General features: G+C 58.6%; 16 protein-coding genes. 2 read left to right on the forward strand and 14 right to left on the reverse strand.

Annotated features, from left to right (window positions below; genetic code table 11):
- Window positions 1–46 precede the first annotated feature (46 nt).
- The 3 genes from K0O24_RS15130 to betB are packed head-to-tail and all read right to left on the reverse strand — an operon-like array spanning window position 47 to window position 5,080.
- On the reverse strand, window positions 47–1,429 hold the full coding sequence (locus K0O24_RS15130; RefSeq protein ID WP_219893522.1) for an FAD-dependent oxidoreductase: 1,383 nt from the start codon (window positions 1,427–1,429) through the stop codon (window positions 47–49).
- Entirely contained in the window at window positions 1,408–3,075 is a 1,668-nt protein-coding gene (betA, locus tag K0O24_RS15135) for a choline dehydrogenase (protein WP_219893523.1), read from the reverse strand. The genes K0O24_RS15130 and betA overlap by 22 nt, the downstream gene beginning before the upstream one ends.
- Window positions 3,062–5,080, reverse strand: a complete 2,019-nt coding sequence (gene betB / locus K0O24_RS15140; protein WP_219893524.1) for a betaine-aldehyde dehydrogenase — start codon at window positions 5,078–5,080, stop codon at window positions 3,062–3,064. Before betB ends, betA begins: the two co-directional genes overlap by 14 nt.
- A 357-nt stretch (window positions 5,081–5,437) precedes the next feature.
- Here betB and K0O24_RS15145 point away from each other — a divergent pair, with 357 nt between their 5' ends.
- Window positions 5,438–7,900, forward strand: coding sequence for a TonB-dependent receptor (locus K0O24_RS15145; protein ID WP_219893525.1), 2,463 nt, complete (start codon window positions 5,438–5,440; stop codon window positions 7,898–7,900).
- Between the two features lie 100 nt (window positions 7,901–8,000).
- On the forward strand, window positions 8,001–9,617 hold the full coding sequence (locus tag K0O24_RS15150) for a trimethylamine N-oxide permease (protein WP_219893526.1): 1,617 nt from the start codon (window positions 8,001–8,003) through the stop codon (window positions 9,615–9,617).
- Here K0O24_RS15150 and tdh read toward each other — a convergent pair whose 3' ends face one another.
- The 11 genes from tdh to K0O24_RS15205 form a co-directional block, all read right to left on the reverse strand.
- The gene (tdh, locus tag K0O24_RS15155) at window positions 9,618–10,670 is read right to left on the reverse strand and encodes an L-threonine 3-dehydrogenase (RefSeq protein ID WP_219893527.1); all 1,053 of its coding nucleotides are present in this window, start codon (window positions 10,668–10,670) and stop codon (window positions 9,618–9,620) included. It abuts the gene before it with no gap.
- 1 nt (window position 10,671) lies between these two features.
- A complete protein-coding gene (locus tag K0O24_RS15160; protein WP_219893528.1) occupies window positions 10,672–11,874 on the reverse strand; it encodes a glycine C-acetyltransferase in 1,203 nt (400 codons plus the stop codon).
- Window positions 11,875–11,994: 120 nt separating this feature from the next.
- Entirely contained in the window at window positions 11,995–13,566 is a 1,572-nt protein-coding gene (locus K0O24_RS15165) for a BCCT family transporter (protein ID WP_219893529.1), read from the reverse strand.
- A gap of 148 nt (window positions 13,567–13,714) precedes the next feature.
- Window positions 13,715–15,250 carry a trimethylamine methyltransferase family protein gene (locus K0O24_RS15170; RefSeq protein WP_219893530.1) on the reverse strand — a complete coding sequence of 512 codons (1,536 nt, stop codon included), beginning with the start codon at window positions 15,248–15,250 and terminating at the stop codon, window positions 13,715–13,717.
- Between the two features lie 17 nt (window positions 15,251–15,267).
- Window positions 15,268–17,226, reverse strand: a complete 1,959-nt coding sequence (locus tag K0O24_RS15175) for an ASKHA domain-containing protein (protein ID WP_219893531.1) — start codon at window positions 17,224–17,226, stop codon at window positions 15,268–15,270.
- Window positions 17,226–17,633, reverse strand: a complete 408-nt coding sequence (locus tag K0O24_RS15180) for a GFA family protein (RefSeq protein WP_219893532.1) — start codon at window positions 17,631–17,633, stop codon at window positions 17,226–17,228. The genes K0O24_RS15175 and K0O24_RS15180 overlap by 1 nt, the downstream gene beginning before the upstream one ends.
- Window positions 17,626–18,531, reverse strand: a complete 906-nt coding sequence (locus K0O24_RS15185; RefSeq protein ID WP_219893533.1) for a dihydropteroate synthase — start codon at window positions 18,529–18,531, stop codon at window positions 17,626–17,628. Before K0O24_RS15185 ends, K0O24_RS15180 begins: the two co-directional genes overlap by 8 nt.
- An 11-nt stretch (window positions 18,532–18,542) precedes the next feature.
- Window positions 18,543–19,586, reverse strand: a complete 1,044-nt coding sequence (locus tag K0O24_RS15190) for a methylenetetrahydrofolate reductase (protein WP_219893534.1) — start codon at window positions 19,584–19,586, stop codon at window positions 18,543–18,545.
- A complete protein-coding gene (locus tag K0O24_RS15195) occupies window positions 19,579–19,995 on the reverse strand; it encodes a methylenetetrahydrofolate reductase C-terminal domain-containing protein (protein WP_219893535.1) in 417 nt (138 codons plus the stop codon). Before K0O24_RS15195 ends, K0O24_RS15190 begins: the two co-directional genes overlap by 8 nt.
- A gap of 16 nt (window positions 19,996–20,011) precedes the next feature.
- Window positions 20,012–20,629, reverse strand: coding sequence for a DUF1638 domain-containing protein (locus K0O24_RS15200; RefSeq protein ID WP_219893536.1), 618 nt, complete (start codon window positions 20,627–20,629; stop codon window positions 20,012–20,014).
- A gap of 26 nt (window positions 20,630–20,655) precedes the next feature.
- Window positions 20,656–21,339: a corrinoid protein gene (locus K0O24_RS15205; RefSeq protein ID WP_219893537.1), complete on the reverse strand. Its 684-nt coding sequence runs from the start codon at window positions 21,337–21,339 to the stop codon at window positions 20,656–20,658.
- Window positions 21,340–21,349: the final 10 nt, after the last annotated feature.

Consider the following 21,349-nt stretch of genomic DNA (forward strand, 5'->3'; position numbering starts at 1 on the left):
ACGCATCGCTCAAGCGAAAGCTCGCGGCATACCGATGCCGGATCGATCATGAAATTCGCGCGCCCTGCCGCTGCAACTCGCGCTGAATTGCGTGCATGTCGACGTCACCAAAATCGCGGCCGGACTTGATGGCGGTAGCAGCCGCAACTCCGGCGCCCTGCCCTGCCACTGCGCAGCACATCATGTTGCGGACTGCGGCATGGCTCACCTTGTCGCCACCGATCACACGGCCCGTGACCAGCAGGTTTTTCACGCCTTTCGGCAACATCGAGCGATACGGGACGTGAAAGTAGCGTCCGGTCGTCGGGAGGATCAAATAACCATAGCCGTCGATGAATTCGGGGAAGATGCCGATCGTGTCTTCAAATCGCCCTTGTTCGAGGACATCCGCGCTTGTCATGTTGTAGACGGCATCAATCTTGCGCGTATCGCGAATGCCAAGGGTCATTCCGAAGTTGCGAAGCTTTGCATCCTCGCATCCCGGCATGAAGGATTTGAGCGCATTGATCGCATACATGGCCTGTTTGCGCCCGGCCATCTCCCCATGCGTGAGTGCATCAGGGTCGGTCCCGTCGAGATAGAGGTGACACATGTTGAGGTAAGTCAGGTCACCCTGATCGGATACCGTGCCCCAAGTGCCCGCCATGGTTTTCACACTGTCTGGAATCAGACCAGCCTCCAGGGCTTTCTGAAAAGGCTTCCTCAGGAATGGCGAGAACATCTCGTCTTCCTTGCCGCTGGTAATCACTTCCCACTCGCCACCCACAGCCCAATCGCCATAGGTCTGCGGGTCCGCCTTCACGGCGTCGATAAACCGCGCCTTGTTGACGCCGCACATCGAAAACATCACCGAGACCGACATCATCTCGTCAACCGGATGCTTGTGCGTGGGCGCACCAGCCCGATAGGCAATATCGGCATCGCCCGTCGCATCGATCACGCATTTCGCAAGAATGGCTTCGCGGCCGGCCTTGCTCTCGACGATCACGCCGCGGATCGTGTCGCCTTCCATGATCGGCGCGACGAAAAGGCGATGGAGCATCGGGATAACGCCCGCTTCCTCGACCAGCGTGTCCGCGACCACCTTGAAGCCTTCTGCATCCAGACTGTGGCTGATCGATTGCGGCTCGGGCATCGCTGCGCCCATTGCCTTGGCGCGCTCTTCAAATTCCCGCCCGATGCCTTCGCTGTCGATTGTCTGGGGGTGGCGATACCAGGCAAAGCCTTCGACACCCACTTGCGTGATATTCCCACCAAAACAGCCATAGCGTTCAAGAAGAACGGTCTCGACGCCGGCGCGGGCCGCCGCAAGCGCCGCCGCCAATCCACCCGGTCCGGAACCAACGACAAGCAAGTCGGTTTCACGGATCACATCGGTTTGCCGCGCCGGTTCCGAGATGCTGGCGATCATCGCTGCGAGGTTTCCCAATTTTCCGCAACAAAATAGGCCGCGTTCGACGGCGCAAGCAGCGGCTTGCCAAGAATATGGTCGGCTCCCTTTTCGCCAATCATGATCGTTGGCGCATTGAGATTACCGGTCGTAATCGACGGCATGACCGAACTGTCCACCACCCGCAGCCCATCGACGCCAATCACGCGCAGCTCCGGATCGACCACAGCCATGGGGTCGGCAGGATCGCCCATCTTGCACGTGCAGGACGGATGCAGCGCACTTTCGACATGCTCCGCGATAAAGGCGTCAATATCCGCATCGGTGGTACAATCGGCACCTGGTTGAATTTCGCGCCCCCGAAATGGCGCAAAAGCCGGCTGCTGGAAAATCTCCCGTGTCAATCGGACGCAGGCCCTCATTTCGGACCAGTCGTCTGGGTGGCTCATATAGTTGAAGAAGATTTTTGGCTTCTCGTGCGGGTCCGCGCTCCTCAGCGTCACAGACCCCCGGCTCTGTGAGCGCATTGGACCGACATGCGCCTGAAAACCGTGTTCGCTGGCGAGTGACGTCCCGTCATAATTGATCGCCATCGGGAAGAAGTGATACTGGATGTCCGGATATTTGATCCCGGCGCGGCTGCGAATGAAGCCGCAGCTCTCGAACTGGTTCGAGGCCCCGACACCGGACCTGAGGAACAGCCACTGCGCCCCGACCAGCGCCTTGCCCAGCAAATTCGCCTTGCCGTAAAGCGTGATTGGCTGGGTGCATGCCATCTGGAAGTAGAATTCGAGATGATCCTGCAGGTTGGCCCCGACTCCCGGGCGGTCTGCCAGCACATTGATCCCGTGCTGCCTCAGCTCGTCTGAGGGGCCAATACCTGACAGTTTGAGCAGCTGCACCGAATTGATCGACCCACCGGAGAGGATGACTTCCCGTGAGGCGCGGATCTGGTGGAGCTTGCCCTTACGCTCATATTCGATGCCCACTGCGCGCTTGCCCTCGAACAGGACGCGGGTCGCCAGGGCGTGATCGATCACAGACAGGTTTGCCCGCTTGCGGGCCCCGTAAAGATAGGCCTTCGCCGCGGAACAACGGGTGCCATTGCGCACGGTCATGTCCATTCGGCCAAAGCCTTCCTGACGATAGCCGTTGTAATCCTCCGTCAGCGCGTAGCCGGCCTGCTGCGCAGCTTCGAGCCAGGCCGTGTGCAACGGATTCTTGAGGGGGCCATAGCTGGTCGAAAGAGGACCATCACCGCCGCGATATTCATTTCCGCCCTCGGCACGCGTCTCTGCGCGTTTGAAATAGGGGAGCACATCCGCATATCCCCATCCTCGAGCGCCTTCCTCATCCTTCCACCGTTCAAAATCGAGCGCATTGCCCCGAACGTAGACAAGACCGTTGATCGACGATGATCCGCCCAAGCCCTTGCCACGCGGACAATTCAGGCGTCGATTGTTGAGATGGGGTTCCGGTTCGCTCTCATAGCCCCAGTTCCAGCGCTTCGTGTTCATGGGGTAGGCAAGCGCTGCCGGCATCTGGATTAAGATGGACCGGTCGCTGCCCCCGAATTCAAGCAGGACAACCTTGTTCTGTCCATCTGCACTCAAGCGGTCGGCCAGCACGCAGCCAGCGGATCCGGCTCCGACAATGATGAAGTCCGCTTGATCAATAGGGGGCATCAATCGCCTCCATCGCGACATAGACGCTCTTCAACTGAGTATAATGCTCGATCGCTGCCTTGCCATTCTCCCGGCCAAGGCCTGATTGCTTGTTACCGCCGAAGGGCAGCTCGATCGGGGTGATGTTGTACGTGTTGATCCAGCAGGTCCCTGCATCCAGTGCCGCAATCACGCGATGGGCGCGCTTCAGGTCATTGGTGAAGATACCTGCCGCAAGGCCGAAGCTCGTATTGTTTGCGCGGGCGATCACGTCGGCTTCATCCTCGAAATCAAGGACCGCCATTACGGGGCCAAAAATTTCCTCCCGCACGATGCCCATGTCGTCGGTACAGCCGGTAAAGATCGTCGGCTGGACAAATGCTCCCTTGGCAAGCGCACCAGTCGTCACGCGATGGCCGCCCGTCAACAAGGTCGCCCCCTGCTCCCGGCCAAGGGCGATATAGCCAAGGACCTTTTGCATATGCGCTTCGGAGATCAACGCCCCGATCTGGGTTTGAGGATCCAGAGGATCGCCAATCACCATGGCTTCGGTGCGTGCCTTCAATTTCTGGAGGAAAGCCTGTCGGACGGCCTTGTGCACGAACACGCGCGTGCCGTTTGTGCAGACTTCGCCCGCAGAATAGAAATTGGCCAGAAGTGCCCCGGACACGGCCTCGTCCAGGTCGGCGTCCTCAAATACGATCAGCGCGGATTTGCCACCGAGCTCCAGCGTGACGTACTTGAGGGTCCCTGCCGCATCGACCATGACCTTTTTCCCGGTTCCCACTTCGCCAGTGAGCGATACCTTGGCAATGCCCGGGTGCAGGCTGAGCATCCGCCCCGTTTCAGCCTTGCCCTGCACGACCTGAAACAGACCATCTGGCAGCCCGGCATCCCGGTAGGCTTTTTCGAGCTCTATTGCGGTCAGCGGTGTCAGCTCGGCCGGCTTGAAAATCATCGCATTGCCGCAGGCAAGGGCCGGTGCGCTCTTCCAGCAGGCAATCTGAATGGGATAGTTCCATGCCCCGATCCCCGCCACGACGCCCAGGGGTTCGCGCCGGGTATAGCCAAATGCGCCGGGGCCCAGGTCCAGGTGCTCACCGGCAATCGTCCTTGCGACACCGGCAAAATATTCGATGCAATCGGCGCCCGAAAGCACATCGACCGCAATCGTTTCCTGAATCGGCTTGCCCGTGTCCTGCGCCTCAAGTTTCGCCAGTTGTTCATTGCGCTCCACGAGCAATTGAGCGGCACGGGCAAGAATGCGGCCGCGCTCAACGCCGGGAGCCCGCGCCCAATCCCGTTGCGCGTGTGCAGCGCGGGCTACGGCCTTGTCCACATCGGACTGGGCATCAATGCGGATGGTGGCAAGCACATCACCCGTCGCAGGATTGATCGTGTCAAAACTCACCTCGGGCGCTTTGACGACGCCCCCTTCGCCAAGGCGATGCACTTCGAGGTTGGTATCGACAAAATCGAAGATCCAATCGGTCGGGACCTCCGCCTCCGGCTTCCAGGCGTTGGCAAGTGCCGTGCGCAGCCAGAAGCCGTCAATCATGGCCGCAATGGTTTCGGCTACCCGGTCAACCTCGCCCGGCTGGATGAGGCTTCGCAGTTCATGCCGCAGGTTTGAAAGCATGCGTTCCTGATGAACACGCTGGAGGCGGGCAAGCGCGGGCACGTAAAGCGCCATACCCCAAAGCGAAAGCCATGCACGCGACGCTTCCGACGTCAATTCCGCTGGATCAAGATGCGCCTGAACAAAAGCGCGCAAACGCTGTTCGGGCCCGCGCGCCATGGCAAGCGCCCGCATCGGCAATGTCGTTACACGCTCCACCAAAAGGCGAAATGTCGCTTCCAGCAGGCTGTCGCGATCACCGAAATAATGCACGATCAGTGCAGCAGACACATCCGCCCGCCGCGCCACTTCTGCCAAGGTAAAGTCCCCGATGCCCGTTTCCGCGAGTGTCGCCATCGCGGCCTGCAACAATTGGATGCGACGATCTTCCGCTTCGCGCCTGCGCATCTCACCCCCTGTCTACCGTTGAACGTCTATTCAATAGAATTGAGTGAACTCTCTCACCATATAAAACGCGCGGCAGCCCGCTTTCATAAGTCCATTTGATGCACATCATTAGCCCCAAGTTTTATTGCTGCCAAACGTTAGGGTTCATGCGCATTTGCACCCCATGCATTCGGCAGGAACAGAGAGAATGGCGCAAGAATCGCGCCGCTTTCTCGTCATTATTAGCAACAGTTTGGCCGAGATTGGGTTGCACGGCCGTTCAATATGGTTCATTCTCCCCTCATCGTTAGGGCTGCAGGGCGGATCCCGATCGGGCCACGGCATGAGGGCGCCGCCTGAGAATCAAGGGGGGAACCAATGGCCATATCAATCAACGTTCAGGCACAGACCAAGGCGTTGCGCTGGAGCGTGCCGCTCAGCTTCGCAACGGCGAGTCTCCTGGCAATTGCGCCGGCGCATGCACAGAGCGCACCGGCCGAAGAAGGTGCCGACTCTGGCTCGACCGACATTGTGGTCACGGCGCAAAAGCGCGAACAGAAGCTTCGCGACGTCGGCATTGCCGTTTCGGTGCTCAATGCGGAGGAAGTGTCCCGCTTCAACATCTCGAGCGCGACCGACGTTGTCCGCGCGATTCCCAATATCAAGTATAACGCCTATGGCTCTTCCCAGGTCGTTTTCAACATTCGCGGGGTCAGCCAGAACGACTATGGCGACCAGCAGGAACCGCCGGTGGCCGTCTACCAGGATGACAGCTACGCAAGCTCAATAACGTCAGCCAGCTTCCCAGTGTTCGATATCGCACGGGTCGAAGCGCTGCGCGGTCCACAGGGCACATTGTTCGGGCGCAACGCAACGGGCGGTGCGATCCAGTTCATTTCAAACCAGCCGACAGACACATTGGATGGCTATGTCAGCGGCACCTATGGCCGGTATAACCAGACCATCCTGGAAGGCGCGGTGTCCGGGCCGCTGGGCGAAGGCGTCTCCGCCCGCATTTCTGGCATATATGACCGCGATGACGGATATATCCGGAACATCACACCCGGCGAAAAGGACCGCGGCGCAAACAATCACTGGGCACTGCGCGGCATTCTTGCGCTGGAGCCCTCAAGCAACTTCAAGGCGCGGCTGACAGTTCGCTATGCCCAGGCGGATCGCGAGCGTCAGGCGGGCAATTACTCCCTTGCTCCGGCGTGCCCCAATGCGCAGTTCCAAGGCGAATTCCTGCCGGCCAACCAGGTTTGCGAATATTGGAACAACTATTTTGGTGCCTCCTACAATGGCGGCGTCCCGGGCTCTACGGCAAATGGATATACCAACCCGGCGATCACGCCGTCGCAGGGCGGCAACCCCTGGCGCACGGCAGGAACCGGCCCGGCCTATGTCGATCGGAAGATCTTTGGTGCCAGCCTGCGTATGGAAGCAAGCCTCGGCAAGGTCGACCTGGTTTCGATCACCGATTATTCCAGCCTCAAGAAGTTCTACATCGAAGGTGGCGATGGCCCGCCGGAACTTCCCTATGATTTCGCCAATCCCACAGCCTATTCACCATTCACAACTGGTCCCTGCCCTTCACCCGCACAGGCCGTGACCTGCTACGCGTCCGGTACGCTGTTCTTTCAGCGCGCCGACACCAACCAGATTTCGCAGGAATTGCGCGCATCGGTTGCGTCCGACCGCAACTTCTTCGTGGTCGGTGCCTATGGGCTGATCATCGATGGCAAGTTTGATGCAAAATATGCCACGCCGTTTGACCAATATGATCCCACAGTAGCGATCAAGCAGAAGACAAAGTCCTTTGCATTTTTCGCACAGGACGAATTCAAGGTCAGCGACACGATCAAGCTGATTGCCGGTCTGCGTTACTGGCATGACAGCAAGCGCGGCCGCTATGACGCGAGCGAGCATTTTTCGGGATTTTCCCTGCATTGGGGACCGGATCAGATCAGCTACAACGATCCCACGGGAACCACACCGCTGACAGGTGTGACTGTGACACCGGCTGCAGCGACGCCAAGCTTCAACGGCCTGACGGCCCGCATCGGGATCGATTGGAAGCCGACGCCTGACACGCTGGTTTACGCCAGCTACAACCGTGGCAGCAAATCAGGCGGCTTTACCTTCTCCACCGGCACACCATTTCTTGGGCAGGCGGTCATCGATACACTCAACAATATTCCCTACAGCCCTGAAAAGCTTGATGCCTATGAAGTCGGTCTGAAAACCAAGCTGGGACCGCGCACGGAACTCAACCTGGCCGCGTTCTACTACAAGTATCATGACTATCAGGCCTTTGTGCAGGTCGGCTTCACCCAACTGGTCCGCAACCTGCCTGCCAGCAACAAAGGTATCGAGGCCGAATTCACAACCCGCCCGGTTGATGGACTGACGATCCAGCTAAATGCCGCCTGGCAGGACAGCAAGGTCAAGAATGTCCTCCTGCCGGATGGCGTGACGATCCAGAATCATGACCTTCCCCAAGCGCCGAGTTTCTCGGGGAATGCGCTCGTCCGCTATGAGTTCGATGCGGCTGGAGGACGGGCATCCATTCAGGCGGATTCGCTTTATTCCGGCAAGTTCTGTTTCACGGTCCTGTGCGCACCTGTGGAACGCGAAAGCTCATACCACGTCGAAAATGTCCGGCTCGGCTTCAAGCCCGGTGATGGCAACCTCGACATTTCGGTGTTTGCGAACAACATCTTCAAGCGCAAATATCGAGTTTACGCCTTCGACGGTTCGCTGTTCTGGGGTGACTCGCTCGGTGTCTATGCGAAGCCGGTGACTTGGGGCATCACCGCGCGTTACAACTTCGGCCGATAGAATGTGCAAGACGAATAAGTAGAAGCGGCATGGCGCAGAACCGGATGCCGTCCGACTGACGGAATCCGGTTTTGCCGTCCGAAGTAAAAGGGTGGGTCGAATGGATCAATCAGCGGCAGCAGACGCTCTGACGCAACCCGCGCTCAAGCGCCAGCTGACCTGGGTCGATGCCTTCTGGGCCTCCAGTGGTGTGCCTGCAGGCGTCCTGCTGACAATGGGCGGCATCGCGACCATCATTGGCCAGCCCAGCTGGATCGTCTGGATCGTGTCGATCATGATGGGATTCATCCAGGCCTTCGTTTATGCCGAAATTGCGGGGCTTTATCCGCACAAGTCTGGCGGCGCATCGGTCTATGGCGCGGCAGCCTGGCTCCCTTACGGCAAGTTCATCGCGCCGGTGTCCGTCTGGTGCAATTGGCTTGCATGGTCGCCTGTCATGGCCTTGGGGACCAGCCTGGGGGCGGGCTATGTCATGGCCAGCCTCTTTGCCCCGGATGCGGCAATCAACACTTGGCGCATCACACTCCTTGATCTGGGATTCATTCGCGACGGTTTGCATCTGCGGATCAATTTCGTCTCGATTATCGCGACAGGCTTCCTTCTGCTGACCTTTGCGCTCCAGCACCACGGAGCGTCGCGGGCAGCCAATTTTCAGAAGGTGCTGGGCATTATATGCCTGTCTCCGCTGGTGCTTGTCGGATTGGTGCCGATCCTGACGGGCGACCTTCCATCGGATCACCTGTTTCCCTTGTTGCCCCTGATCCGGGACACCGCTGGCCATATGAGTTTTGGCAGCTGGAATATTCTTGGGCTGACAGTCCTTGCAGGGGCCATGTTCGGTGCGGGCTGGTCAACCTACGGCTTCGAAACGGCCGTGTGCTACACGCGAGAGTTCAGCAATCCGCGGCGTGACACGGTTCGGGCGATCATGGCAGCGGGGCTCTTGTGCATCGTGATTTTCACGCTTGTACCGCTCGCCTTTCAGGCAACCCTTGGGCTTGATGCCTTGCTCGATCCCAAGATCTACGACGGCTCGGGTGTGGCCCTGGCTCTGGCAAAGATCGTCGGCGGCGGCGCAATCGTGACCAATGTCTTTGTGGCAATGCTCATCCTGGCCCTGCTCCTGATCGTGATGACATCCATGTTGGGATCGTCGCGCACCCTCTATCAGGCGTCAGTCGATGGCTGGCTGCCGCGCTACCTTTCGAGGGTAAACAAGCATGGCGCGCCGACCGCTGCAATGTGGACCGACCTCGGGTTCAACCTGATCTTGCTGCTCGCTTCAGATTATTTCGCCGTGCTGATGATTTCCAACGTCTGCTATTTCATTTTCAATTTCCTGAATCTGCAGGCCGGCTGGATCCACCGCATGGATCGCGGCCACTGGGCACGTCCATTCCGCTGCCCGACATGGCTCCTGGCGCTCGCGGCCACCTTCGGTTTCGTCAATATGGCTTTCATGGGTGCTGGCGCAGACGTCTGGGGCGAAGGCACTTTGCGCAACGGCCTGCTGGCCGCAATGCTGATCCTGCCTGTCTTCTGGTTCCGCCACTATGTTCAGGACAAGGGCGTATTTCCGACGTCGCCCGTAGAGGCCGAATATGCGCCAGGCGACGAAGCGATTACACGCCGCGCCGGCTGGCTGCCGTATCTGGCGCTCGCGGCCTGCGCTGCAATGGTTTGGCTCTTGCACATCAGCGCGCAATTGCCAGCGTGATTATTCGACGGTCCAGTCAAGGATAATCTTGCCTGACTGCCCCGACCGCATCGTCTGAAAGCCCTGCTCGAATTGGGTGTAAGGCAACCGGTCAGTGATCAATCCCGAGACGTCCAGGCCCGAACCGAGCATCGCGAGCATCTTGTACCAGGTCTCGAACATTTCCCGACCATAGATGGCTTTGATCGTCAGGGCCTTGAAGACAATCCTGCTCCACTCGATGCGGGTTTCGCCGGGCGGAAAGCCCAACATGGCAACTTTGCCACCCATCACCATGTTATCGACGATCTGGTCGAGCGCAGGAGCAGCGCCGGACATCTCCATCGCCACGTCAAAGCCTTCCGTCATGCCGAGCTTGTGACGAACGGAGACAAGGTCTTCGTTGGCCACATTGACCGGCAGACAGTCTGCGATCCTGCCGGCAAGCTCCAGTCGATACGGATTGATGTCGGTGATCACGACATGCCGTGCACCGACATGACGGGCCACTGCCGCTGCCATGATACCGATGGGACCGGCCCCCGTAATGAGGACGTCTTCTCCGATCAGGTCATATGCAAGCGCGGTGTGGACAGCATTGCCCAGCGGATCAAGCATGGCCGCCACGTCCATGTCCACATGATCTGGCAAGGCAATCACATTGAACGCCGGGATACACAGATAACGCGCAAAGGCTCCGGGCCGGTTGACACCGACGCCTTGCGTTTCCGGATCAAGATGAAAATGTCCGGCGCGAACGGCGCGGCTCTTTTCGCCAACGAGATGGCCTTCGCCGGAAACCCTCTGGCCAATCTGAAGCGCGCGCTTCACATGATCCCCGATCGCGACGATTTCCCCGCCAAATTCGTGACCCACGATCATCGGCACCGGAATGGTTCTTTGGGCCCAATCATCCCAATTGTAGATGTGGATATCCGTCCCGCAAATTGCCGTGCGGTGGACCTTGATGAGGACCTCATCCGGGCCGGGTTCCGGAACGGGCTGCTGCTGCAGCCAAATTCCCGGCTCCGGCTTGGCCTTGACGAGAGCGGGCATCATGTTTGGCGCTGTCATGTCAAATCACTCCCAGCTTGCGCCCGACTTTGGAAAAGGCGGCAATCGCAAGCTCGATATGCTCGTCTGTATGGGCCGCACTCATCTGCGTGCGAATTCGGGCTTCGCCATGTGGCACGACCGGGAAGGAAAAACCCGTCACATAGACGCCCTCGTCAAGCAGAGCCGCAGCCATGTTCTGCGCCAGCCGGGCATCGCCCAGCATCACCGGAATGATGGGATGTTCGCCCGGCTTCAGGGTGAAGCCGGCGCTTTCCATCCCGGCACGGAATTTCGTCGCATTGGCAAACAGTCGGGCCCGAAACGGATTGCCCGCCTCGAGCATGTCGATGACCTTTATGCTCGCCCCGACAAGACCTGGCGCGAGCGCGTTTGAGAAGAGATACGGCCGGGCGCGCTGGCGCAACAAGTCGATGACCTCCTGTCTCGCACAGATATAGCCACCCATCCCGCCGCCCAGGGCTTTGCCAAGTGTGCCGGTCAATATGTCGATCCGGCCGACAACACCACAATGCTCTGCTGTGCCCCTGCCGGTTTCGCCGATGAAACCTGCAGCATGGCAATCATCGACCATCACCAGCGCATCATATTTGTCCGCGAGGTCACAAATCGAACGCAGGTTTGCAATATACCCGTCCATCGAAAAGACGCCGTCAGTCACGATGATCTTGGTCCGGGCACCTGCCGCATCTGCCGATTGAAGCTGGACTTCCAGATCACGCATGTCGTTGTTTGCGAAGCGGTAACGCTTGGCTTTCGAGAGACGCACCCCGTCAATAATCGAGGCATGGTTCAATGAATCCGAGATGATCGCATCATCTTCGCCAAAAAGCGGTTCGAAAACCGCACCATTGGCATCAAAGCATGCCGCAAAGGTTATCGCATCCTCATAGCCGAAGAACCGGGCAAGCCGTCCCTCCAGTTCCCGGTGAAGGTCCTGCGTTCCGCAAATGAATCTGACCGAGGCCATTCCAAACCCATAGCGCCGGCTCGTTTCGGCCGAGGCTGCGATGAGTTCGGGATGGTCGGCCAGGCCCAGATAGTTGTTGGCACAAAAATTGATCACCCGTCTCAGTCCATCGGGCGTGATCACGTCGACGTCCACCCCTTGGGCCGAGGTCAACAGACGCTCATGCTTCGAGAGTCCCTGTTCTTCAATGTCATCAAGGGTATTGCGCACCCGCGTATAGAACGCATTGTTCATGCCAATGCCTCCTTCCTGGGGCACGGGATGGCAGACCGAATTGCATCCGTCCAGAATATGCAAATTTGATATGCTGGCATGCCTGTGGCGCCAGCCGATTGGGGCCTGGTCGGCCTCCGTCTAATCGATATGCCGCCTGTGAAGGACCATCAGGCCCTTGAAGGTTCCAAAGCACATGAGAAGCAACACAAGCCCAAGCGGCAGACCCGTCGCAATGGACCCCGCCTGAAGCGAATTCAGACCGCCCGTAAGGAGGAGCATCACGCCGATTCCGCCCACTGCAAAAAGCCAGAAGGCCTTTTGCCGCAAAGGCGTATCGGTGCGCCCGCCTGAGGTCATTGTGTCGATCACTAGCGTTCCGGAATCCCACCCGGTCACGAAAAAGATGAGGATAAGACAGATTGTGACGAATGAGGTGACCTGCGCCCAGGGCAGTGCGCCAAGAAGGACGAACAGTTGCTGGTCGAGGGTTGCATGCGCAAGGCCGGCTTGGTCGCCTGCGACAATGTGTGCAATGCTCGCATCGCCGAAAATCGTGAGCCAGATGATGCCGAGAACGCTTGGCGCAATCATCGCCCCTGCGACAAATTCCCTGACTGTTCGCCCAAGTGAAATGCGTGCCATGAACATGCCGACAAAGGGGGCCCAACTGAGCCACCAGGCCCAATAATATACCGACCAATCCCGATAAAAGCCAATGTCTGCGCGGGCCACCGGGTTCGAAAGAGCCGGCAGATTCTGTAGATAGATGAATGTGTTTCTGACAAGGTCCGAAAGCAGGTCCCGGACCGGGCCCGTCACCAGCACAAAAAGCAGCAGGACCAGCGCAACGACCATGTTGAGTTCGCTCAGGATGCGAATGCCGCGATCAATGCCCCCATGCACCGAGAGGAAAGTGACTCCGGCCATGATCGCAATCAGTCCGAGGATGGACCAGGGTGTGCTTGGCACATGATAGAGAAAGGTGATCCCGGCCATGGCTTGCTGTGCGCCAAGGCCAAGGGACGTCGCCAGACCGAAAATCGTTGCGAAGACGGCAAGGATTTCGATCACATCGCCCAGCCTCCCCCACACCGCCTTGCCAAAGATGGGATAAAAGGCCGATCGCATCGAAAGCGGCATGCCGAAATCATAGGCAAACACTGCAAGCGCAAGGCCAGTTACGGCAAACATCGCCCAGGGATGGAGCGCCCAGTCAAAGATTGCCGCAGACATCGCCAAATCCCGCGAAAGGCCCGCATTTTGTACAGCACCGCTCAACGGGGCACTGGCTCCGCCAACCATTGATGCCGTGAAATGCGATACAGGTTCCGACACGCCGTAGAAGACTAGACCAATGCCCATCCCGGCCCCGAAGAGCATCGAAAACCATGACATGCGCGAATAGTCGGGCGTCGCGCCCTTGCCGCCAAGGCGGATCTTTCCCAGGGGCGAAACCGCTACTGCCACGCAGAACAGCAAAAGGACATTGCCTGCCGACATGAAGAACCAGTCAAAATTGTCGGTCGCCGATTTGCGGATGTTCGAGAACAGGTCAGCCGAACTCTGGGGATAGGCAATGCTGTAGGCGATGACCGCCATCGAAATAATCGCGGTCGGAAAGAAGACGAGCGGATCAATCAGGAGGCCGGCAAATTTTCGGCTCGACTGTCCATATCCTCCGGTATCGATGTCCTTCGACCAGTCCGCCATGTGCTTCCCCCTCGTGCAGGCGCAACGCTAGCCACAGATCGCGCGGCGCGTCCATAGCATTGCCAGCATTGATGCTGGTCATAAGCCCTTCAGGCAAAGAAAACCGATGGGACGCCTTTACCCTTGGAAGAAAGCCCGAGACGCCCGCTCAGCTGATATTCGAATCCGGGAAGCTCGCCTTTTGAGTTTCCATGAACGAAATGAGGCGCGCGTCAATGTCGGGATCAAGCTCTGGCGCCTTGTAGCTCGCGAGCATGTCCTTGTAGACCTTCTCGGCCCGCTGTTCCGCATCGAGCTTGCCGTCCTCGACCCACTGCTCGTAGCTGTTGTTGTCAGCAATCGTCGAACGATAGAAGGCCGATTTGAAGTTGGCCTGCGTGTGGCTGCAGCCGAGGAAGTGCTGCCCGGGCCCTACTTCGCGCATTGCATCCATGGCCTGACCATTTTCGCTCATGTCTACTCCGGCGGCATAGATGGCCATCATCGCCGCTTGGTCGCAATCCATGACAAATTTCTCATATCCCATGGCAAGGCCGCCTTCGAGCCAGCCGGCGGTATGCAGCATGAAATTGACACCAGCGAGCAGACCCTGCTGGAGCGTATTGGCAGCCTCATAGGCCGCTTGGGCATCTGCAACCTTTGAAGCTGTAAAGCCGCCCGCGCTCCTGAACGGAACGCCCAGACGCCGGGCCAGCGCAGCACCGACGTTGAGGATCAGCGACGCTTCGGGAGAGCCGAACGTGGGCGCACCGGATTGCATCGACATTGATGAGACAAAGTTGCCATAAATGACGGGTGCACCCGGACGAACCAGCTGCGCAAGCGCCATGCCGCACAACCCTTCGGCAAGGCTTTGGGCCGCCACCGCAGCGACCGTCACGGGCGACATGGCCCCTGCAACGATGAAGGGACTGATCATTGTTGCCTGATTGTGGCGCGCGTAGACTTTGAGGGCTCCAAGCATGGTTGCGTCAAATGTCATTGGCGAGTTGGCGTTGATGAGGTTCACCATGACACAATTTTCTTCGACGAAATCGTCACCGAAGACGATCTTGGCCATGCTCACCGAGTCCTCGGCGCGCATTGGATGGGTCACCGAGCCCATGAAGGCCTTGTCCGAATATTTGATGTGCGAATAGACCATGTCGTAGTGGCGCTTGTTCACCGGCAAATCGACAGGTTCGCAAATTGTGCCGCCGGAATGGTGCAAGCTGTCTGCCACATAGGCAAGCTTCACGAAGTTCCGGAAATCCTCGATCGTTGCATAGCGGCGACCACCTTCGCGGCTATAGACAAAGGGTGAGCCATAAGAGGGCACAAGGACCGTCTTGTTCCCTCCGATAACGACATTGTTCGACGAATTCCGGGCGTGCTGCGTGAAAATCGCAGGAGCATTCTTCTGGACAATTTCTCGGCACATGCCGCGCGGAAACCGGACCCGAACGCCATCCGCCTTGGCTCCGGCAGCCACAAATATTGCGATGGTTTCTGGATCGTCCTTGATGTCGATTCCGATCTCTTCGAGAATCGTTTCGGCATTGCCTTCCAGAATGGCGAGATCAGCATCCCCAAGCACTGAATAGGGCGGTATGGCCCGCTCGATATAGGGCTTGCGAGGCGCGGTTGCGGCGGCGTTTGCTTCTGCACGGCCGCGACGGCCACCGGTACGTTCGTTTCTCGACATGGCTTGTCCTTTCTGAATTATCGACGGTCGCGCGGACGGCTGCGCCGTCCCCGCCCTGATGCTGAATCACCCACGGCCTCGGGAGCAGTCGGGAAGGCCATGCTGGCGACGAAATAGTCCTGAAAGCGGGGCTCGGTGGCCGTCTCCACCTTCTCGATATGCTTGACAGCTTCAATGATGCGGGCCTTTTCGTCGCGGCTCAGTAGCGCCATCGCTGCGCCCATGCCAGCAGCATTGCCAATGGAACGGACATTGTCAGCTGTCGCACCCGGAATGATGCCGATATCCGCCACATATTTGGCATCAAGGTGTGTGCCGAATGCTCCGGCGAGCAGCACTTCCTCGAACGCATCGCAACCAAGATGATCGTTCAGAAGCGATACACCCGCTGCCAGCGCCGCTTTGGCCAATTGCACCGCCCGAACATCCGTCTGCTTGATGTAGATTGGATTCTCCGGCCGATCGACCAGCAGAAATTTCCAGCTTTGCCCTTCCGGAACAAGGCGCTCATGCGCCAGGTCCGAGCGAAAGAGTCCGCTGCGATTGATCACGCCTGCATTGGCCAGTTCGACCATGACTTCAAAGATCCCGGACCCGCAAATGCCGGAAATGCGATGCGCTTCCAGTTCGTCAGGCCGCGCATCGGAAAGCCAGCCGTCATGGCCAATGATCTTGATTTCGACCGCCCGGCTTTCGGGGTCTATCCGCACCCGTTCGATCGCGCCGGGGCTGGCCCGCACGCCTGCACTGATTTCAGCGCCCTCGAAGGCCGGCCCTGTCGGCGAGGACGCAGCGGCAACCCGCCCGCCATGACTGAGCACGATTTCAGCGTTCGTGCCGATATCGACCAGAAGGACCGAGCGTCCCTCGATCGCGTTGATCTGGGTCAGATAGGCGCCCGTGGTATCGGCACCCACATGCCCGCCGACAAGCGGCAACATCGCGATGCGCGCCGTTTCCGAAATGCCAAGCTCAAAGCGCCATGCTGGCGCCTCGAACCAATCCTTCACGGCAAGCGTAAATGGCGCCTGTCCCAATTCGACCGGATTGATGCCCAGGAACAGGTGATGCATGATCGGATTTCCGACCAGGACAACTTCCAGAATCTGGTTCGGGCCAAGATCAAGGGCAGCGCGGGCCTGTTCGAGCATGGCAGCGATCTGCTTCCTGATCTCCGCGGTCAAGCGCTCCTCACCGCCCTTGTTCATCATGACATAGGAGACGCGACTCATCAGATCTTCGCCGTAACGGATCTGCGGATTCATCGCGGAATCCTCCCAAACCAGTTCGCCTCGCGTAAGATCGTAAAGATAAAGCGCGACTGACGTCGATCCGATGTCCACGGCCGCGCCATAGGCATCAAAGGGGGACGGCGGCCAGACGTCGATAATCCATTGATCGTCGCGCACGACAGCGATCAGCTGTCGCTCGTTCTGGGCAAGGATCGGTTGCAACTTGATGAGGGTGCGATGCTCGGGCCTGGCCTCGATCCCAAACTCGCGCAAGGCTGCCATCAACGCCTCGGCATCGCTCGGATTGTCGTCAAGTTCCGGTTTCGGCAATTCGCACATGTAAAGACGAATGGCAGGGTTGGGTTCACACTCGATTGCGGTCCCTGTTTTCGAATTGACCGACTGATGCTGGCGTGCGTCGCTTGGAACCTCAATGACAGCATTGCCGCAAAGTTGCGCACGACAGGCAAGGCGACGCCCTTCTCGCATCAAGCCCTTTTCGACAGCCTTGGCTTCGCTGTCCGTGAAGGGAGACAGTGCATCAGCACTGACGCTGATCTTGAACTTTGCGTGCTCACCGGGCGAAACTTCAATCTGGCAGCGCTTGCAGAGGCCCTTGCCGCCGCAAATGGACTGAATGTCGACTCCTGCCGCAAGCGCCACATCATAGACGGTCTGGCCCGGCCGCGCTTCAGCGCGAATGCCGGAGGGCGTGAAGATCACCTTATGCGTGCTGACGCCCATCAGTTGCCCAAAGCCTCCGCTGGATAGCGATCGAACTGCGGCAGGCCATCATCGATCTCGTAATAACCACCCTTTTCGGACACGAAGATATGCCCGCCCACATCTATTCCGTCGGTATTTTCAAGCCCTCCGGGAAGAACGCTAATGGAGTTCGTGCTCCTGTTGGCCCAAAAAAGCAGGCTGCCGCATTGCGCACATCGTGCGTGTTCGGCTGCGCCGGAATGCGGCGACCAGACTATATCGCCAGACACAAAAAGACGGTCTCGTCGGGTTCTGCAGGCAGCGAGAAAATGTCCTGTCAGGCTTCGGCATTGAGTGCAGTGGCAATACCAGATGTCGGCAAGCCCCGTCGCGCGATACGACACCGCACCGCACAGGCATTTGCCGTTATATTCGCGATCAACCACGACGGCGGCCACTCCTTCGGCCTTCGCGCCCGCCCCGGCCCTCTCCCTCGGGCGAGGGTTCGCGGAACTGGCGGATCCAGTTTGCACAATTTGGATCGACGCCATTCAGCACATCCGCGGCCTTGATTGCAGGCACGAGGCCTTCATGCAGCGGGTTGAGGATGGCGCTCGTCATGCCCATGCCAGCAATCATCGGCAGGAAGCTGTTGTTGATCGCGTGGCGGTTCGGCAGGCCGAAGCCGATGTTGGATGCACCGCAGGTCGTATTGACCTTCAGTTCCTCCCGCAGACGCCGCACGAGCTGGAAAACATCGCGGCCAGCCTTGTTGATCGCACCAATCGGCATAACGAGGGGATCGACCACGACATCTTCCGGCTTTATGCCATGATCCTGCGCACGCTGGACGATCAGCTTCGCAATTTCGAAGCGTTCGTCCGGGTCTTCCGAAATGCCGGTTTCGTCATTGGAGATGGCAACAACTGCTGCTCCATATTTTTTGACTAGAGGGAGAACGCGCTCCATCACTTCGCTCTCTGCGGTCGTGGAGTTCACAAGCGCGCGACCCTTGTAAACCGCCAACCCGGCCTCGAGTGCCTCAATGATCGAGGAATCGATGCACAGGGGAACGTCCGTAACCGACTGCACAAGTTGGATGACTTCAGCCAGAATCTTGGGTTCGTCCGCCAGCGGAATGCCGGCATTGACATCAAGCATCTGGGCGCCTGCAGCGACTTGTGCCAGCGCATCTGCAACAACGCGATCGTAATTGCCTTCCTTCATTTCGGCAGCGAGGAGCTTCCGGCCTGTTGGATTGATCCGCTCTCCGATCATCACGAAAGGCTGGTCGAAGCCGATGACGACGTCTTTGGTGGCAGAGCTCAGTACGGTTCTTGTCATGAAAATGTCCTTCAGTTTTGCGCTGATTTGTAAGTCGATTGAGCCAAAGGCGGATGCGGCGCAGCCCAGGGCTTGCGGCTGCCAAGAACTCCGGAACGGCCGACGATCTCGCCAATCCATTCTTCCTGCTTGTAGGCCATGAGATGGACGCCGGACACGCCTTCAATCTCGGCCAGTTGCTGCATGAGTTCGACAGCGATGGCGCGGCCTTCCGCTTTAGGCTTTTCGGCTTGCTCCAGCCGCCGAATGATGGCTTCCGGAATGTGTACCCCCGGAATGGCGCTTCGCAGCCACTTGGCTGTCTTTGCCGAAGCGAGCACGCCCACACCCATCAGCACATAGCATTTCTCGGTCAGGCCAAGATCGCGCGCCTGAACCATGAATTGGCGAGCCATCTCGATATCAAAGCAATATTGCGACTGGACGAACTGCGCACCAGCCGCGACCTTCTTGGCGAATTGGTCTGCTCGATTGGCATAGGGCGGCGCAAAGGGGTTGATGGACGCGCCGAGAAACAGGCGCGGCGGATGGTCAATCGTGCGACCGCTCAGGAAGCGACCTTCGTCGCGCAAGGTCTGCACAGTGGATAGCAGCGAGACGCTGTCCAGATCAAATACGGCCCGCGCTTCCGGGTGATCGCCGACGCTCACATCATCGCCGGAAAGACAAAGCACCGAACAGACGCCCAGAGCCGCCGCTCCGAGAACATCGCCCTGGATCGCAATGCGGTTACGGTCTCGGCACGAAATCTGTATGATCGGGGAATAGCCGACGCGCGTCAGGATCGCGCACACACCCAGACTGGACATGTGGCAATTGGCGCCCGATCCGTCGGTCGCATTGATGGCGTCGACGTGGCCATCGAACAGGATCGCACGGCGCAAGACTTCGTCAGGATCAGCAGAATCTGGCGGTGCTATTTCGGACGTAATCGCAAAATGCCCTGCGCGCAGGACACGCTCGAACCGTCCATGCGAAACATGTCCGGGCAACATGGGCAAGGGATCGCCCGGGTTGGCACCATAGGCTTCGAACTGTTCATGCGCGTCAAGCATCGCGCGCCATCCTCAGCCAGGAAGACTGACCTTTGGCCTGGTTGTCGACGGCGAATTGCAAGGTCTTGATTGCAGAGCCGCCCTTCATGCGGGACGCACCGTCCCACGCAGCGACCCAAACGCACCGCATTTCAGGCCTGACCTCACAATGGCCATTCTCGCGGACGCCGCCACACGGACCATTGCGAATGGTCTTGGGGCAATTCATCGGGCACGACATGCCAGTGCTCGAAAGCACGCAGTTTCCGCACATCTTGCAATCGAAGAAAAGGCCCTTCCCCTTTGCCTCCAATGCCGTGATCGGCTTGTCCAGACGGGTCCCAAAGACGCGAGTGACAACGCGAAGCAGTCCGACGATGGCCGGATTGACCAGATCATAGGTTCGCTCCATCGCGCGCGAATGTTTCACCGACCATAGTCGCAAGCTATACATGGGCCGCTGCGTCCTTGCCGCCTGCCTTGGCCAGGAATGGTGCAAGGTCACCATATCCGACACGATGGTAGACATAGTTCAGACCAAGTTTTTCGGCCGCTGCTCTGGCCTGCTCCTGCAAGGCCGGGCTTTCCGTTTGGGCCAGATAGACAAGATCCCGATAATTCCCGAAATAGCTGTCCCGTAAATGCGGGAAGCGATCGAGCCCGAGCCCCCCGAAGACCAGCCGATCGAAATTGCGCACGAGATAGTCCGTCAGGAAGAAGCTGCCGATTTCAGCGTCGGTGATGTCAGCAAACCGAGCACTGCCAGCATAGAATTCATAACAATGCGCGTGCGGGAGCCTTACCGCATCATGCTTGGCGAGAACTGCATCCAGGGCGCCGCCCGTTCCGCATTCTCCATAGCCAACCAGAACCTGTTCAAACTCCCCGCGGCGTTCGGTCAGTATCTCGTCAACGCGCGGGGCAATCTTGCTTGGCGTATTATGGAACTCGGCTGGCAGGCACTGCAACTCCGTTTCGCCGTCGCCCAGTCCCAATTGCTTGCGAAGTGCGACGACTTCTGCCGCCAGTGCGCCGCAAGCAAGGATCAGGCATTTTCCGCTCATCGCAGGGGCCTTTCGTCGCGATCCCCTCAGCTGTTCCGGCCAACCAGCGCACGGGCGAGTTCAGCACTGATCGCCGCGTCGCGGCCATAGCTGTGCGCACCAATGGCGTCTGCAAATTCCTGATTCAGCGGTGCGCCGCCCACCATGACGGGGAGTTCCTTGAGAATGCCACGCTTATCAAGCTCCTCGATCACGACGCCCATATAGGGCATCGTCGTGGTCAGCAGGGCCGACATGCCGAGGATCGCCGGCCGATGCTCGTCAATCGCGGCCAGATATTTTTCAACCGGGTTGTTGATCCCGAGGTCAATGACTTCGAACCCCGCACCTTCCAGCATCATGCCGACGAGATTCTTGCCGATGTCATGAATGTCGCCCTTCACGGTGCCGATAACATATTTGCCAAGGCTCGCCTTGCTGTCCGTTGCTGCCAGAATTGGGCGAAGCAGCTCCATGCCGCTCTTCATTGCTCCGGCGCATTGAAGAACTTCAGGGACGAACAGAATGCCGTCGCGGAAATCCACACCGACGATCCGCATGCCTTCGACGAGCGCTTCCGACAGGATGTTGTTTGCATCCCATCCTCGCTCAAGCAAAATCTGCGTGCCTTCATGCACTTCGTCGGCAAGACCATCATAAAGATCGTCCTTCATCTGGTCGACCAGATCTTCGTCATTCAGGTCCCGCAGGATGATTTCGTCGTCAGCCATGGAATTCCTC

This window comes from Aquisediminimonas profunda, from assembly GCF_019443285.1.
Lineage (GTDB): Bacteria > Pseudomonadota > Alphaproteobacteria > Sphingomonadales > Sphingomonadaceae > Aquisediminimonas > Aquisediminimonas profunda.